Origin of the sequence: Nostoc sp. MS1 (assembly GCF_019976755.1) — a bacterium.
Lineage (GTDB): Bacteria > Cyanobacteriota > Cyanobacteriia > Cyanobacteriales > Nostocaceae > Trichormus.
On sequence record NZ_AP023441.1, the window covers coordinates 2,121,414 to 2,138,117 of the forward strand.

General features: G+C 39.9%; 16 protein-coding genes. 9 read left to right on the top strand and 7 right to left on the bottom strand.

Annotated elements, in window-relative coordinates; genetic code table 11:
- Positions 1-165 precede the first annotated feature (165 nt).
- A complete protein-coding gene (locus NSMS1_RS09235; RefSeq protein WP_224092679.1) occupies positions 166-870 on the bottom strand; it encodes a mobilization protein in 705 nt (234 codons plus the stop codon).
- Positions 871-894: 24 nt separating this feature from the next.
- Entirely contained in the window at positions 895-1,392 is a 498-nt protein-coding gene (locus tag NSMS1_RS09240; RefSeq protein ID WP_224092680.1) for a hypothetical protein, read from the bottom strand.
- Between the two features lie 290 nt (positions 1,393-1,682).
- Here NSMS1_RS09240 and NSMS1_RS09245 point away from each other — a divergent pair, with 290 nt between their 5' ends.
- Positions 1,683-2,174, top strand: a complete 492-nt coding sequence (locus tag NSMS1_RS09245; RefSeq protein ID WP_224092681.1) for an orange carotenoid protein N-terminal domain-containing protein — start codon at positions 1,683-1,685, stop codon at positions 2,172-2,174.
- A gap of 392 nt (positions 2,175-2,566) precedes the next feature.
- Here the strand turns inward: NSMS1_RS09245 and NSMS1_RS09250 are convergent, their stop codons facing one another.
- Both NSMS1_RS09250 and NSMS1_RS09255 read right to left on the bottom strand, forming a co-directional pair.
- Positions 2,567-2,899: a hypothetical protein gene (locus tag NSMS1_RS09250; protein ID WP_224092683.1), complete on the bottom strand. Its 333-nt coding sequence runs from the start codon at positions 2,897-2,899 to the stop codon at positions 2,567-2,569.
- 399 nt (positions 2,900-3,298) lie between these two features.
- Complete coding sequence (locus tag NSMS1_RS09255; protein WP_224092684.1) at positions 3,299-4,699, bottom strand: sugar porter family MFS transporter; 1,401 nt, start codon at positions 4,697-4,699, stop codon at positions 3,299-3,301.
- A 358-nt stretch (positions 4,700-5,057) separates the two neighbouring features.
- On the opposite strand from NSMS1_RS09255, the gene NSMS1_RS09260 reads away from it, so the two are divergent.
- Together NSMS1_RS09260 and NSMS1_RS09265 are read left to right on the top strand one after the other, a co-directional pair.
- Entirely contained in the window at positions 5,058-5,663 is a 606-nt protein-coding gene (locus NSMS1_RS09260; RefSeq protein ID WP_224095180.1) for an anthranilate synthase component II, read from the top strand.
- Positions 5,663-6,430, top strand: a complete 768-nt coding sequence (locus tag NSMS1_RS09265) for an MBL fold metallo-hydrolase (protein WP_224092686.1) — start codon at positions 5,663-5,665, stop codon at positions 6,428-6,430. Before NSMS1_RS09260 ends, NSMS1_RS09265 begins: the two co-directional genes overlap by 1 nt.
- Before the next feature lie 102 nt (positions 6,431-6,532).
- On the opposite strand, the gene NSMS1_RS09270 is transcribed toward NSMS1_RS09265, so the two are convergent.
- Both NSMS1_RS09270 and NSMS1_RS09275 read right to left on the bottom strand, forming a co-directional pair.
- Positions 6,533-7,759, bottom strand: coding sequence for an FG-GAP repeat domain-containing protein (locus tag NSMS1_RS09270; protein ID WP_224092687.1), 1,227 nt, complete (start codon positions 7,757-7,759; stop codon positions 6,533-6,535).
- Between the two features lie 340 nt (positions 7,760-8,099).
- Positions 8,100-8,246, bottom strand: coding sequence for a hypothetical protein (locus NSMS1_RS09275; RefSeq protein ID WP_224092688.1), 147 nt, complete (start codon positions 8,244-8,246; stop codon positions 8,100-8,102).
- Positions 8,247-8,604: 358 nt separating this feature from the next.
- Between NSMS1_RS09275 and pepP the strand changes: the two genes are divergently transcribed.
- Together pepP and NSMS1_RS09285 are read left to right on the top strand one after the other, a co-directional pair.
- Positions 8,605-9,915 carry a Xaa-Pro aminopeptidase gene (pepP, locus tag NSMS1_RS09280; protein WP_224092689.1) on the top strand — a complete coding sequence of 437 codons (1,311 nt, stop codon included), beginning with the start codon at positions 8,605-8,607 and terminating at the stop codon, positions 9,913-9,915.
- A gap of 256 nt (positions 9,916-10,171) precedes the next feature.
- Positions 10,172-10,732, top strand: a complete 561-nt coding sequence (locus tag NSMS1_RS09285) for a thermonuclease family protein (protein ID WP_224092690.1) — start codon at positions 10,172-10,174, stop codon at positions 10,730-10,732.
- 42 nt (positions 10,733-10,774) lie between these two features.
- Here NSMS1_RS09285 and NSMS1_RS09290 read toward each other — a convergent pair whose 3' ends face one another.
- Positions 10,775-11,230, bottom strand: coding sequence for a response regulator (locus tag NSMS1_RS09290; RefSeq protein ID WP_224095181.1), 456 nt, complete (start codon positions 11,228-11,230; stop codon positions 10,775-10,777).
- A gap of 944 nt (positions 11,231-12,174) precedes the next feature.
- Here NSMS1_RS09290 and NSMS1_RS09295 point away from each other — a divergent pair.
- From NSMS1_RS09295 to NSMS1_RS09310, 4 genes are all read left to right on the top strand, one after another.
- Positions 12,175-13,377, top strand: a complete 1,203-nt coding sequence (locus tag NSMS1_RS09295; RefSeq protein WP_224092691.1) for an AAA family ATPase — start codon at positions 12,175-12,177, stop codon at positions 13,375-13,377.
- Positions 13,378-13,445: 68 nt separating this feature from the next.
- On the top strand, positions 13,446-14,282 hold the full coding sequence (locus NSMS1_RS09300) for a GNAT family N-acetyltransferase (RefSeq protein WP_224092692.1): 837 nt from the start codon (positions 13,446-13,448) through the stop codon (positions 14,280-14,282).
- 33 nt (positions 14,283-14,315) lie between these two features.
- Positions 14,316-15,275, top strand: coding sequence for a threo-3-hydroxy-L-aspartate ammonia-lyase (locus NSMS1_RS09305; protein ID WP_224092694.1), 960 nt, complete (start codon positions 14,316-14,318; stop codon positions 15,273-15,275).
- Between the two features lie 134 nt (positions 15,276-15,409).
- Positions 15,410-16,672, top strand: a complete 1,263-nt coding sequence (locus NSMS1_RS09310) for an amino acid permease (protein WP_224092696.1) — start codon at positions 15,410-15,412, stop codon at positions 16,670-16,672.
- The last annotated feature ends 32 nt before the right edge of the window (positions 16,673-16,704 follow it).

Sequence of the window (16,704 nt, forward strand, 5' to 3'; positions counted from 1 at the left end):
CTAACAGAGGAGTTAGTCAAAGCTGTTTAATTCAAAATCCAAAATATAAAATTGGTATTATAGCCGTAGTCAGATACGTTAGGACATTTCCAAAGCCTGAATGCTAGAAGTAGTAAGACTTTCCCTCCTGCCTCCTGCCTTCTGCCTTCTGCTATACCTTCTACATCACTTAACTTCTTCATACCAAATACCAACGTTTTCAAAAGCCGAATACGCAAGCTTAAGAAAATTGATTACTCGCTGTTTACTAATAATCCCAAATTCCTTATACTCTCTTGCATCCGCAAAAGATAATCTGTGCTGGTCTATTATATTTCTTTCTTTATACGCCAGTTTTGGAAAATCTATTGCCTTAATATTATATTTTTTTACTATTTCTTGTATTGTGGCATCTGAGTTTACGTGTTCCCAGTCATCGCATAAACCTAAATTTCTCACCAACACATGAGGAATTTTTCCCTCATAAGCACTTACAGACTGCTTAAATAGATTTAGACTGTCATATCCTCCTGTTGATACAAACCATTTACAAAAATCTACTCCTTGAGCTTCTCCCAGTTCAATTAAATGGTTTTTCTCAATCCATCCCTTAACCGCTCTATGAGATTGTGCGGCTAAATTAGCAATTACTGTCTTATTCATTGCTATTTCAAATATCTTATCTGCCTTATCAGCGTGTCTTTCTTCCTCTGTAAACACTGCATACTGACATATCCCTTTGTACACCCCAGCTACATCTGGATTTGACCTATCTGTTTCTACAGGTACAAACGGCATATTCTTATCTAGACAATACTGAATCATTGTTCTAGCTACTAGAGACTTTCCTACTCCTCCCTTTTCTCCGTCTATCAAATGGATTCTTGGCATATTTGCACCTCTCTATTTTTAGACCTAGTATTGATTAAATTCATTTACAATATCATCCTTTGGTTGAGATTCACTGGTAGTTCGTCGCCTAGTGCTTCTACCTGCTCTCCCAGATGGCTTTTTCTCTCGTGTTACTGATTGCTCTTTTTGATTGCTATCAGCCGTTTTCACGACTTTTACATTTTCGGTTGCTGCTGGTACATTTTCAGGTACTAACTCAGTCTGTTTAACTTTAAGTGACGTTCCTCCTCGCTGACGATTAGATTTTTGCTTATCAACCTCATTCAAGTATTGCTTAAGCGTAGCTGCGGAAATCTTGATTTCCTGCTTTGCAAGTATCTCTGATAAATCTGTATAACTGTAACCTTTCTGCAAAGCCGATTGTAATTTCTCGCGTAGAAAATAAATACTTTCCCGCAACGATAACTCATCTTTGGCTTTTTCTTCTAGCTTCTCTAGTTCTGATAGAGTTGTCTGAAGTTTATCAAGAGGAATCTTTTGTCCCGTCTTTATACGTGCCATCTATTCTGCTACTGGTCAAAATTTTACTCATGTTAACACTGCTTTCAATTAGCATCTACTGCTATCTCACCTATTAACCAAACTTTACCTTATGAGGACTTATGCACTGAGGTTATCTATGGTTTGTACCTCTATACCCTTGGCTAAACCCTGATGCTTCGTTTTCATGCGTAAGTCCTACCTATATTCCTCTTTTCGGTTGAGCTACTTATGTCTTGGGTAGGGTTAAACACCTATTGCCTCTTTGTTACGGTTGCTAGTGACATTGATTAATAGCAACCGCAATCATTATGACTTTTACACAAACAGGTGACCAAACGATTCGTGAATACGTCCAATCATGGCAGAATTTGGATGCAGACGAACAGCTAGCTTTGTTCTGGTTTGTCTACAAAGAAATGGGACATTCCATTACACCAGCCGCTCCAGGTGCTAGTACTGTTTCTCCCGAAATTGCCGAAGGTTTATTCAATCAAGTCAAAGAATTAGACCACGAAGCGCAATTGCAACTACAACGCGACTTGATTAACAATGTAGATACTCAACTGACCCGTGAATATGGCTCAATTGGCGATACCACTAAGCTGCTATTCTGGTATCGTTTATCTCAAGGTATGGATGAAGGCACTATCGTTTCTTTCCCTGCTGACTACAAACTTTCTGCGGAATCTCAACGACTGTTTGAAAGAATCAAAGGTTTAGAATTTCAGCAGCAAATCACTCTTTTCCGCGATTACGTTTCCCCAATGGGTGCAGAAGCAAAACCCGGCGCAGAAATTTAGGCTAACGTTAACTAATAGCTGATTTCTCGCACAAATTGACCCCCCTAAATTCCTTTAAAAAAGCTACGGTGTACACACAAATTGTCATACACTTGGGTTTTACTGCCTTCATTCCCCATTGCAAAGTGTGGAAATAGAAGAATTAAATTCCCTCCCCTTAAGAAAGCTACGGTGTACACACAAGTCTGACAACCTACTCCCACAACGTTTTGATCCTCCTACAACATAGAGATGTATGTACACCGTAGCCTTAAGAAAGGGGAGAGTTAGAGAAAGGTAATACCAGATTCATCAACTACTTTCATAGTTGTGTACCTGTAGCTTAAAAAAAGGGAAGATGCTAAATTCTTTTGATAGAGCTTAAAAGCATTTAATAATTTATAGAAAATCTTTTAAGAAAACTGTTGATACTCTAGAAAGACAGAGATATTGCCGTCATAAGTATCTATAATCTTTTCGGCAACATTTTTTAAATCTGATAGATTACTATTAAAACAATCTATCAAAATGCCCCAATCGTCTTCATGAAGACTAAATAAGCCCATTCCTGAAAGAATCTGCCTTATCTGTTTCTGACTAGAAACTTCTTCATTTGCAATATTAATACTACTCTTAAAATTAAGAATATTAGGTAGATTTAACACTATGCCAGTATTTTCAAATTGCTGGTCTTGTAAAGTTAATTTACCTAATTGAAAAGTTGTTATTTCTTTATCGCTACGCATTAAATATAATTATCCTGTTTACATAAATTAATGAGGAAAGTATATTCAGTTTTGGACAACAGTTTTGCCAAAATCTGAGCCAAGGTAGATCAATATACTAAGACATTTAACTACTTCGTTTTTGTCAATTAGCAATTTCTTTACCAAAAATTAATTTATGGTTAATTAACCTAATCACAACTATAGATTATGTTGCAGATGACAATGTAAAAATTAACAAAAAGCAAAAAGTACAACTTTTACTAACAGACAGAAGTGGTTACACATCTAAGTTATACATATTTATCATATCTTGTAGGCTGTTAAAGGTTGACAGTTATATTGTCAACCTAAAGCAGCTAGTTCTTTTTGTGACACGCAAGCGTTAGCGCGACCCCGTAGAGTATTACGTACTAGGGGTTACATATCCTCTAATTCAATACCTTTGGTTTCTCTAATAAAGAAAAGAACGAAAAAGAGTGAGATAGCCGCCGCAATTGTATATATTCCGTAGGCAGCACCCAAGCCAAAATATTGTAGTATGGGAGGGAATGTTGTGGAAACAAGAAAATTCGCTATCCATTGCATAGCAGCCGCAACAGAAAGTGCAGCAGCGCGAATCTGGTTATTAAACATTTCTCCTAACAGTACCCAGGTGACTGGCCCCCAGGAGAAACCGAAGCAAAATACATAAAGGTTGGCGGCAATCAGCGCGAAAATACCTGCATTTCCGGTTAGGCTAGGATTGCCAGCAGCATCAACAGAAGCTCTGCTAAACATAGAAGCCATTGTTCCCAAGGTCAACGTCATCCCTATTGACCCTAAAATCAACAGGGGTTTGCGACCAAATTTATCGACAAAGGCGATCGCAATTAATGTAGTAAGAATATTTACACCCCCTGTAATCACTGTAATTGTTAGGGAATCCTTTTCTGAAAAGCCCACTGCACGCCACAAAACGCTGCTGTAGTAGAAAATGACATTAATACCAACGAATTGCTGAAGTAGAGATATACCAATACCCACCCAAACAATTGGCAGAAGTCCGCCACTTCTGCTTAAAAGGTCAGAAAATTTAGGCTGACGTTCCCGCATTACCGTTTGGCGAATTTCGGCAATTTTTGCCATGACGTTACCTCCAAGAATCTTAGAGAGAACGTTAGCTGCTTCTGGTTCTCGTCCTTGAGCAACTAGGTAGCGGGGAGATTCGGGAATCATTAAAGCGGCCATTCCATACAGTACAGCTGGGGGAATTTCTGTCCAAAACATCCACCGCCAAGCAGCAATGCCAAATAAAAATGGTGCTTCCGCCGAACCTGCTGTCACAGCAATAAAGTAATCGCAAAGCAGGGAAATAAAAATTCCTACAACGATCGCTAGTTGTTGCAGAGATCCCAACCTACCGCGTAAATTGCTCGGAGAACACTCGGCAATGTAAGCTGGGGCAATCACACTAGCAGCACCAACCGCCAACCCACCTAATAGTCGCCAAAAGATAAAGTCCCAAATAGTAAAGGCAATTCCAGAGCCAATGCCACTGATAGTAAACAACACCGAAGCTACTAGCATTGCCTTAACTCGACCATATCTATCGGCAATCTTCCCGGCATAAAAAGCTCCTATGGCAGAGCCTAACAATGCCAGCGATACAGCAAGTCCAGTCAGCACACTATTAGCATTAAAAGTTTTGGATAAAGCCGCAACTGCACCGTTGATCACTGCGGTATCAAAACCAAACAAAAAGCCACCTAAAGCAGCAGCACCCGCAATCAAAATGACATAAAAGGTGTTGGATTTACGACGTTCTGTAGTAAAGGTCATATTTTATATTTTTTAATTTTTAGGGGACTAAGGAAGTTAGTAAATGCACTGCGATCGCTTTTTTCTTCACATTGATTTACAATCTCAGTAAAAAGACTGGGAAAGATGGAGTATATGTGTAGAAAAGTTAACGATGAGAAAACTCTTCCTTAATCCTGCCCTTCGTATCCCGCCTTATACCATCTCCTAGCGATAGATATTCACATCAATCTATCTTCTGGTGGCTTTCAATACTGAGTAAAAATTACTAGATTTTAATTTTAGGCTCCTGGTTTACTTTTTCTCAGATAGCGTTTACACAGATGCAAATCTAGTGAAAACTAAACATGGTGAGCATAGTAACCTGGAGCTAAAAGCGGTGATTATAGTTATTGATAATTACGACAGCTTTACATACAATCTGGTGCAGTATTTGGGGGAACTGGCATCTGAGTTTCCCATAGCATCGGATATACGAGTTTTTCGCAACGATAAGATAACGCTGGAGGAAATTCAGGCGCTAAATCCTGATGCGATCGTCATTTCTCCTGGGCCTGGTCGTCCAGAGGATGCAGGCATATCTTTAAAATTAATTGCCCAACTCGGCACTAACTTACCAATTCTAGGCGTATGTTTAGGACACCAGAGTATTGGTCAGGTGTTTGGTGGTAATATTGTCTCTGCTCCAGAGTTAATGCACGGCAAAACTTCTCAGGTAACTCATACTGGGGTCGGGGTGTTTCAAGGATTAGAAAATCCAATGATTGCCACCAGATATCACAGTCTAGTAATTGACCGCCAGACCTGTCCCGAAGTGTTAGAAATTACTGCTTGGGTGGATGATGGTACGATTATGGGAGTGAGACACCGGAACTATCCGCACATTCAAGGAGTCCAATTTCATCCAGAGAGTGTTCTCACATCTTCAGGAAAGCAGTTACTGCGAAATTTTCTCCAACAGTTACAGAGTTACGAGATTAGTTAATGAAAAGACGACAGTTGCTAGGCTATGCTGGGGCGGGATTAGCCACAGCTTTTGTCTCTAACCTTGGTTCCCATCTCCCGGCTGATGCCCAATCTAGCGGTTTAGGGGTGCAATGGTTGGGTCATACCAGTTTCCTATTTACTGGTGGTGGGGCGAGGATTCTTGTCAATCCCTTCCGCACAATTGGCTGTACAGCGCGTTACCGTCCACCAAAAGTTACAGCAGATTTAGTATTAATTAGTAGTCAATTGTTAGATGAAGGGGCAGTTGAAGGATTACCAAGTAATCCTCGACTTGTCTATGAACCCGGAGTTTATGAATTTAAAGGTATAAAACTTCAAGGAATTGCGATCGCCCACGATCGCAAGGGTGGCAAACGGTTTGGCATGAATACGGCTTGGAAATGGACACAAGGCGGGGTGAACATCCTCCATTTGGGTGGGGCGGCTGCACCTATTTCTATTGAGCAAAAAATCCTCATGGGGCGACCTGATGTCTTATTCATCCCCGTAGGTGGTAGCGATAAAGCTTACAATGCTCAAGAGGCCAAGCAAGCCATTGAGATATTAAATCCCAAACTTATAGTTCCCACCCATTACCGCACACAAGCTGCTGATCCTGCCGCTTGCGACATCGCCCCGCTAGACGAATTTCTGTCTTTAATGCAGGGCGTAACTGTGCGTCGTAGTAATAATGACAGTATTAATATTACTTCTGGCAATTTGCCTGATAGTAGTACGATTCAAGTTTTAAGTTATAAGTTTTGATTTAAGACTAGGGCTAGGGATGAGAAGTTAGGGATGGAGGATGGGGAATATTATCCCCCTTGTCTTCCCACTCCCCACTCCCTACTCCCTACTCCCTACTTTCTAAGCAGTGTACCACTCTGGAGTCAGAGGATTGGCAATCTGAGTTTCGCTGGCTCTTGTTCCATCCATAGTCCAGAGAGTGTCTGTACCAGTTGTCTGATCACGCCAGTAAATATCAGTCTTACCATCACCGTTGTAATCGCCAAGGTTTGGAGTAGAAGCTGCACCATTGCTGGCGAGGAAGGCTTCACTGCTAACGTTGCCTCCATCCATCAACCAAGCAGTATTCGCACCACTTGTAGTATTGTGCCAGAGGATATCGGTCTTGCCGTCACCGTTGAAGTCGCCGATGTTGGCAGTCCAATCAGAACCCTGATTATTTAATGTACTTTCGCTGGTGAGGATACCATTCATTGTCCAAATCTTGTTCTCACCGGTGCTAGCATTGCGCCAGAGAATATCTGTTTTGAAATCACCGTTGAAATCGCCAAGGGTGTAAGTCCAAGCAGCGTCTTGTGATTGGAGATCATACTCAGTGGCTTGTGCGCCATCCATGAACCAAGCCTTATTTTCACCAGTGGTTGTATTTCTCCAGAAAACATCACTCTTACCGTTTCCATCGAAATCAACGATGGTAGGAGTGAAGGCGGCATCTGTAGTATCTAAAACGTTAGCGCTAACAACGGTTGTACCATCCATTGTCCATATAGCATTTTGACCAGTGCTGGCATTATGCCAGAAAATATCAGTCTTGCGATCGCCATTAAAATCGCCAATGCTGGGAGTCCAACCTGGATCAACTGTATCTAACTTCACAAAGCTAGAAACTTTAGTTCCATCCATTAAGGCAATATCATTTTCACCTGTGTTGTTATTCCGCAACAGGAAGTCTGTCTTACCATCACTGTTAAAGTCAGCAATTTTATAAGACCAACTGTTGAGGTCATACTGTCCTAGAGAAGCTTCTTCTAAAGTGTTTGCTCCATCCATTAACCTAATTCTAATTTCACCTGTTTGAGTATTTACCCAAACTTTATCTGCTTTACCATCGCCGTTAAAATCAGGTGAAATTGCGGCGCTGGTTAAGTAAGGATTAGGATTAGGATTCTGACTTACTCCAGGAATTTGTATTGGTAAATCAGAGGTGATTGATGAATAACTACTACTAGTATTAGTAGTAAAGCTTGGGGTGGAAAGTTCCGTTGAAAGAGATGATAATAAAGAGTTTGTTTTTTGCAAAGATAAACCAAATGCGTCTGTTCTGGACTGGCTGTTTGTGTCTGGCATGATGATTTTCTTAAACTTCTTCTCTTCAAAGTTTTAGCTTATATCAATCCTCTGCTTCTGTTAGTTAATAACATTTTCTAAATTAGAATATTAGGCTTTTATCACTTTGATTTTTCTAAAAATATCAAGATTTGCATATATTTGTTTTGAGCTTATTTTAGTGATTTTTTAGAAAAACACAAGATTAGAATGAACAATCATAAAAATATTTTTCTGTTTATTCATATGTCAATTTGCCAAGACAATTAGAATAAATTTTCCTATTATTTATTAATAAAAATGTTTTCCAAGAACAGACAAGTCCATAATATAGCGTTTCCTATTCTGGTTAGGTACAAAATCACCCCTGCCCTTGGCAAGGGGAGCCACTGCGTTGTGGAGCCAGTTGCGTGGGCGGGTTTCCCGACTTGAGCAAACTGGCGTGGGATTCCCCCCGTTGTAGCAAGTGGCGTGAGGGTGCGCGATAGCGCGGGTGGGGGTATTTCATGTGCTTGGGAATTGCTATATACAGTAGTGATATTCTGCTTGCAGCACAAGGCTATGGGTTTTGCGGCAGAAGTTTTCAACTTTTGAAAGCTAAATATCTTGCTTTTTGTATCTCATTTACTTGCAAACTGCTGTAAATGATTTTTGCTGTGAAAAATCGTGATTTACTTATTAGGGAAATGTACATCAATATTTCTTGACTAATTAAGAGTTAATCTAATACTTGTGAAATTACCCTGGTCATTCTTCAATTTATTCTTGCTAAAATACTTAAAATATCTGCTATTGAAAGATGGTGAAATGACGATTCATTATTGTCAAAAAGTGTAAAATAATACGATAAAATTAAAAGAATACTTATGCAGACAGAATATCGGCAGCGTCGTGAGCAATTAATGGCAAAAATCGGGAATGGAACAGCCATTTTTCGTAGTGCGCCAATGGCAGTGATGCACAATGATGTGGAATATGCTTATCGTCAAGACAGCGACTTTTTCTATTTGACTGGTTTTAACGAACCGCAAGCTGTGGCTGTGTTAGCACCACATCATCAAGAACATCGGTTTATATTGTTTGTCCAACCCAAGGATCGGGAAAAAGAGGTTTGGAGTGGTTATGTCTGTGGGGTAGATGCAGCTAAAGAAATTTACGGTGCAGATGAAGCTTACCCCATATCTGAATTAGATGAAAAATTACCCCAGTATCTAGAAAAAGCCGATCGCCTTTATTACCATTTAGGACGCGATCGCAATTTTAACGATACTATTCTCAGCCATTATCAAAAACTGCTGCGAACATATCCCAGACGCGGAACGGGGCCAATAGCCATAGAAGATACCAGCACCATCCTACATGGCATGAGGCTAATTAAAAGTGAATCAGAGTTAGCACACATGCGTCAAGCAGCAGCGATCGCCACCGAAGCACACAACCGCGCCATGCAGTTCGCCGCACCAGGACGTTTTGAGTACGAAGTGCAGGCGGAAATTGAACATATATTCCGGCTGCGGGGTGCAATGGGGCCTGCTTATCCCTCAATTGTGGCTTCTGGTGCGAATGCTTGCGTTCTCCACTACATCGAAAATACCCGAAAGATGCAGGATGGAGATTTACTACTAATTGATGCTGGTTGTGCCTACGATTATTACAACTCAGATATTACCCGCACATTTCCAGTCAGTGGTAAGTTTACGCCAGAACAGAAAACACTATATGAAATTGTACTTGAAGCGCAAAAACAAGCGATCGCTCAAGTAAAACCAGGTAACACCTTTAAAGCTGTACATGATACAGCCGTGCGCGTTATCACAGAAGGTTTAGTAGAACTAGGTATTCTCCAGGGTGAAGTAGATAAGATAATTGAGGAAGAAAAATATAAGCCTTACTATATGCACCGTACTAGTCACTGGCTAGGTTTGGATGTGCATGATGTAGGCGTTTATCAACACGGTGAGGATAAACCGCAGATTTTACAACCAGGGCAAGTTTTAACAGTAGAACCTGGATTGTATATTGTCCCAGATACAAAGTTAGCAGAAGACCAACCAGCAACAGACCCGCGTTGGGTGGGGATTGGTATTCGCATTGAAGATGATGTATTGGTAACACCTACAGGACATGAGGTGTTAACGGCTGGAGTTCCCAAGGAAGTGGCTGAAGTGGAACGTTAAAAGGGAGATGAGGGAGATGAGGCAATACGGTTCGGATAAGCATTTTGAACTAATAATTGGTTTAGGGAAAAGGTTAAAGGGTAAGGGTTAAAGGTTTTTTCTTCCCTTTTCCCCTTCGCCTTTCCCCTTTAACCGAACCGTATTGGGAGATGAGGGAGATGAGGAGGATGAGGGAGATTTATAACTCAGTACTCTCTACTCTCTACTCATAACTCAGCACTCTCTACTCAGCACTGAATAATGACATAAGGATGAAATGAATAGCTTGATTAAAAAATTACTGATTTCCGTCAGTGTAGGAATGATTTTATTATGTTTGATGGGTTGTGAGCGCTTTTTTGGTGCGACTGGGGATTTGGTAGAACGAGTTAGTGACGGTGATACTCTAGTTGTTAAGGATAATGAGGGGAATAAGGTTACTGTCCGGTTTGCTTGTGTAGATGCACCAGAAATTGCTCATACTAATAAAGAGAAGCAAAGTAAACGCTCTAGAGATCGCGATCAATTTAGTTGGGGTGAGAAAGCACAAGCACGGGTGCAAGAATTGGTGAAACAAGCAGGCGATCGCGTTACCTTAAATATTACTGATAGCGATCGTTATGGGCGTAAGGTTGCTGAGGTACGGCTGAAAGATGGTACTCTTGTACAACAAATATTAATACAGGAAGGTTTAGCTAAAGTCTACCGTCCTTATTTAAACAGATGTCCTAGCAAAGAGATAGTGCAGCAAGCTGAGGCTAAAGCCCAACAACAAAAATTAGGGATTTGGGGAGATCCTAAATTTGTCAATCCTTGGGAATATCGTAGCTTAAAATGACTAGCTGCCATAAATTAATAACATAAACCAGAAACAGACTCTCTAGTCTGAACATAGTTGATAAGCTGAATGTAAATCAAATTTATCACACAAGATTTTATTTATTACTGCTTCTAATTCCTCAATCAAGTATGGTTTGCAGATGTAATCATCAAAACCTGCACTCATAATTGTTTGTTTATCTTTTTGACCAGCTAAAGCTGTGACAGCCACTACGGGAATATGTTTAGTTAAAGGTTGTTCTTTAAGCTGACGTACAACCTCAAGCCCATTTAGGCCTGGTAGTAAAATATCCAACATAATTAGATCAGGTTGGTACTCTTTTGCCACCAGTACAGTTGCAAAACTGTCTTTTTGGCATATGTATCTACAGCCAAGTGACTCAAGCGTATAACTAATAAGCAATAGACTGTCATCATGATCCTCAACAGCCAAAACTAAAGGCTGCTGAGAGTATTGCTTGTTTTCCTCACTTATTAGTAAATTTGTAAGATACATTTCTTCTCCAGGGATGCCATTGAAATTTCTGTTCATTCTTGTACAAACAGGCAAAATATCCATAACCAGAACAGGCTAGAGCTAACTTTTGAGGCTGGCTTATATTGTGCTGTGGCTAATTTAGACACTTGTATCGAACTGGTAGGCAGGTACAAGAACTTTATTTTAGTCAGTCGGTCATATATCTACGGATTGATTATACGCAAACCTACAGAAATATTTCCTGCTAACTTCATGATAACTTGTTATACAAAATCCTGCTTCACTGTGCCATCCTTAGTGTTATTGATTCTCATATAAATTAAAGCTACATCCTTAGCAGTAATAACACTACCTAACTTATACTAAATATTACCTGAAGTACTGAATTGTAGCTTCACAGTCAGCCGCTTTGATAAAAGATGATTACTTATTGACCTTTTGTAGTACTCGTAATACAATTTAACTACATGCAAATGATGATAATCACTACTATTCAGGGAAAGCAGTGAAAAGCTTAAGATTTAAAGTTTTGATTGGCTTTTACATTTCATGCCAGTTTATTTAGTCTATCCCTGATCTGCGATCGCCTCACACCAAAAGAGGTAAATATCCAATCCAGTAGAATATTTACCAACTTTGCCATTCAATACTAGTGAGCATAACCAGAAAAATCAACACTGAGAATCTCTAGAATTTTTTCATTTTTCATTAAAAATACACGATGTCAGCAGGAAATAATCACTACCAAACAATTAGTGAGATAAAATATCCAATTAATGGATTTAATCAATTCACCTTACCGTATCACCTGTGTAACCAATACGCTTATTTAAGCTTTGAGCTTTGGTATTCGTGCCACTACGAGCAAGCAACTTATTTTTATTTATATACCAGTATATTTTAATTCAATAGAGTCGAGCAATTTTTAAAATAAATAGAACCTACCTACTATTTAAAGCAATATGGAATTTGATTACTTTAGAAGCAATGATAATAATCATAATAATCAAAATCGGCAAAATTTACTAGCTAGTGGTTGGCGACCATTGAACCGAGACTTAGACTGGGGCTTTTTATGGCAACTATTACATAGTGATACAAGAGAATTAACGCAAAAATCCTTAAATGTTGCTAGTAATCTTACTGAAATTTTGGGTAGGAAAAATTATACGTGGTGGGCTAATGTATTAAGTTTAGTATCGGAAAATACACGCTACGAAATCGAAAAATATTGGAATTATATAACTCCTGATCCACAATCACCAGACCATCGATATAAGGACGTTTTAAGTACAGAAACGCCTATACTACAATTTGTTAGCCGCAATAGTATTCCTATTGATTATGTTCTCAATAGATTGCAAGAAATTACTGTCTTGCGTCTCTTAGCATTATTAGATCGTCCCAATATCATTACTCAATATCATTCAGAAAGAGATTTTTATTATCCTGTAGAAAAGTTTATTAATTGGGAACGTATAGACGTTATCAATACAGTTTACGCTTATTGGTCACAACACGATGTTTGGCTACAAGCTGAAACTTACGATCGCGGACGGCGACAATATACTATCATGTCGAGAAATTTATCGCCATTAGTTAACAAAGCCACTCAAGATTTAGCTGTGATGCTGAGTGGTTATCAAAGCCGTGTGGGAAAAGTTTTTAGTCAATTTCCCATCCGCACTTTTCCCGCAGATATTCAAAGTTTTACTGATACAGTACAGCAAGCTATTCTCAATCAAAATCAGCTAGCAGTTGTAGTCCACGGAGAACCGGGAACAGGAAAAACTGCCTGGACACAAGCTGTAGCCAAAGAAATTCTTGTACCTTTAGGATATGTGATTTTTATTTTAGATCACGATGCTATTACTAACTTTGTCCCACCAACCTATTTAGAACGAATTTGCATTATTATCAATGAGGCGGATAATTTAGCACAAAATCGTGCTTCAGAAGTAGCTCAATATAGCAACAAAACAGAGCATATTTTAAGTTTATTAGATGGAACACTATACCAAAGTGTCATTGATGAAGCTGGGATTCATCTCAAGCAGCGTTTAGTTGTGTTGATGACTTGCAACACCACAGAAAGATTAGATCCGGCAATGTTAAGAAAGGGGAGAGTGGATTTAATGTATGAATTTACTCAACGCTATGTCTAGTATTGAGAATGAACATGATTACCAAAAAATAACCTGATAAAACACTTTTGAGAACGATGAAACCGGAGATGAAAGTTTATAAATTTACAGATACAGGTCAGTTTTATCAAAGAGTAAAAGATTACTTATTGAAGCAGGAAGCATTACATAATTTATTACTAGGAATCTGTGATGGCTTGATTCATAATCCAGAAAGATTCCTAGAAACACCTTATTTAGTAACTGTAGAGAAAGAGGATAACATTATAGGCGTGGCGATGAGAACGCCACCGCGAAATTTATTATTATCGCAATTTCAAGATATAACAGCTATTCCATTATTAACTCAAGATGTACATTCTGTATTTCCATCATTGCCAGGAGTAACCGCCCCTAAATACGAATCAGAAAACTTTGCTTTAGCTTGGTCTTCATTAACTAATCAAACTTATCAACTAAAGGTAGCATTACGAGCTTTTCAACTAGAAAAAGTTCAGCAAATCCCCTCCGCTAGAGGTTATTTACGCCAAGCTGTACAAGAAGATAAAGAGCTTTTAGTAAGATGGTATCAAGATTTTTACTTAGAAGCCCTTCATGAAACTGTATTGGATGCACAACAGTGGGCTATGTGGATTTTACAAAAAGGTAGAGCCTACTTATGGCAAGATGAAAGTCCTGTATCTATTACCTGTAGCGGTAGCTTAACACCTAATGGTGTACGCATAAATATGGTATACACTCCACCAGAGTACCGCCGTCGGGGTTATGCCAGCGCTAGTGTAGCGGCGTTGAGTCAATCTTTACTCAACAAAGGACATCAATTCTGTTTTTTGTTTACTGATTTAGCTAACCCTACTGCTAACCACATTTACCAAAATATTGGCTACCAACCTGTAGGCGATTGGCATGAATACTCTTTAGGTTGAGAATAAATAGCAATATGTTTCACAATGCTATTAATGTCACCATCTAACACCGTCAGCATAAATGATATACAAACTGCTCAACAGCGCCTTACAGATATTGCCCATCGCACGCCTGTATTGACTTCTCAGACTGTGAACGATCGCACTCACAGCGAGGTATTCTTCAAATGTGAGAATTTTCAACGCACTGGGGCTTTTAAATTTAGGGGTGCGTATAATGCACTGGCACAGCTATCACCAGCGCAAAAAGACAAAGGTGTGCTGACTTTCTCATCAGGAAATCATGGACAAGCGATCGCCTTAGCAGGTAAGTTACTCAACATCCCGACAACTGTTGTCATGCCTGATGATGCACCAACAGTCAAGCAAACAGCCACCAAAAGCTACGGTGCAGAGATAATTTTATACAACAGGCAACAAACCAATCGTGAAGAACTAGCCCAAAATCTGGCAAGCGATCGCGCCTTAACTCTAATTCCTCCCTACGATCATCCGCATGTAATTGCTGGACAAGGTACAGCCGCTTTAGAACTAGTGCAAGAAGTCGGAGAATTAGACTTACTGTTAGTTTGTTGTGGCGGTGGGGGATTAATTTCCGGTTGTGCGATCGCAGCTAAAGCCCTTTTACCTAATGTGCGCGTCATTGGCGTAGAACCAGCACTAGCCGATGATGCCACCCGTTCTTTCTACACCCAAACTCTCCAAACCGTCACAAATCCTAATACAATCGCCGATGGTGCGCGTACTCCCTATCTTGGGAAAATTACCTTTCCTCTGGTCTTACAACACGTTGATGATATGGTGACAGTCTCAGAGGAAGCAATTATTAACACCATGTTTTTCCTCTGGGAACGCATGAAAATTGTCGTTGAACCCACTGGAGTATTAGCAACCGCCGCTTTAATTGAAGGTATCATCACCGCACCAGGGAAGAGAGTTGGTGTAATTATCAGTGGGGGAAACGTCGATTTAACGCAATTTTGTCATTGGTAATTGGTAATTAGTCAATTAACACGCTAAATACCGCATATTCTCCGAGTTTGCTACAATATTTACTTAAATTAACAAAACTCAACTTTCTTAATTACGAATTACAAACTTGTACTGAGCGTAGCCGAAGTATTAGCATGATTGACCAACCAGAACCACGCTTGTTTTCTCGTCTCGAAATCGAGGGTAACAAATTAACCCATCAACCAGGTAGCGTGTTAGGTAGTACGGCATTAATTGCTGGGACAACCGTTGGTGCTGGTATTCTGGCATTACCTGCGGTGACAATGCCTTCTGGGATTGTGCCATCTACTGTATTACTGATAGCTATTTGGTTATACGCCTTAATCTCAGGACTGTTAATTGCAGAAGTCAGCTTAAACTCAATTCGTCTAGAGGGGCGTTTGAGTGTTGGCTTATTGGCAATGGTAGAACGTACCCTTGGTAAACTAGGAGCGAGAATTGCTGGTGGGGCGTATTTGTTTTTACATTATGCTTTATTAGTGGCTTATGTCACCCAAGGCGGAGATATTTTAATCTCTGCATTTGCCCAAGTATGGGGGATATCCGCAACGCCTACATGGCTGGGTGGAACAGTTTTTACGCTGTTATTTGGCAGCATCTTATATTTTGGACGAGAAAAGTTTGTCGAAAAATTAAATAGTGCTTTTGTTGCCATTGTGATTACGTCATTCTTTGGGTTGCTATTGTTAGGCGCAGGGCAAGTTAAAAGCGGACAGTTTTTAGTTCAAAATTGGAGTGCAGTGGGAAGTGCTGTATCTGTTATGTTGGTAGCACTTTTTTACCATAACGTTGTGCCTGTAGTAGTCACTCAACTAGAAGGAGATAGTCGCAAGATTCGCCAGTCTATTTTCTTGGGTTCAGCAATTCCCCTGGTTATGTTTTTGGCTTGGAATGCTGTAATTTTAGGTAGTGTCAGCCCAGATGTAATACAAAATGATGTGAATTTTGATCCATTGCAAATTCTCCGGGCTGGTGGTGCGGGAGAATGGTTAGGGGTATTGGTGTCTATCTTCTCCGAATTTGCGATCGCTACATCATTTATTGGCTTTGTTTACGGCTTACTCGATTTCTTCGAAGATATTTTTGTCCTCTCCCCAGGCGAACCGAATAAACGTTTATCGCTTTATTCCCTAATTCTCTTACCTCCTATGAGTTTAGGTGCGGTAAATACCCACATTTTCTTCACAGCACTAGATTTCGCTGGCACTTTCAGCATTTCTATCTTAGGTGGAATCATCCCAGCCTTGATGACTTGGAAACAACGCCAATCAAATCACCTTCAGCAAATCTTAGTTCCAGGGGGACGTTTAACACTGATAGCCATGATTGGAGTAACATCAGTTCTCATCATCAAACAAATTCTAGGTGGGGAGTGAGGGAGATGAGGGAGATGAGGGAGACAAGGGAG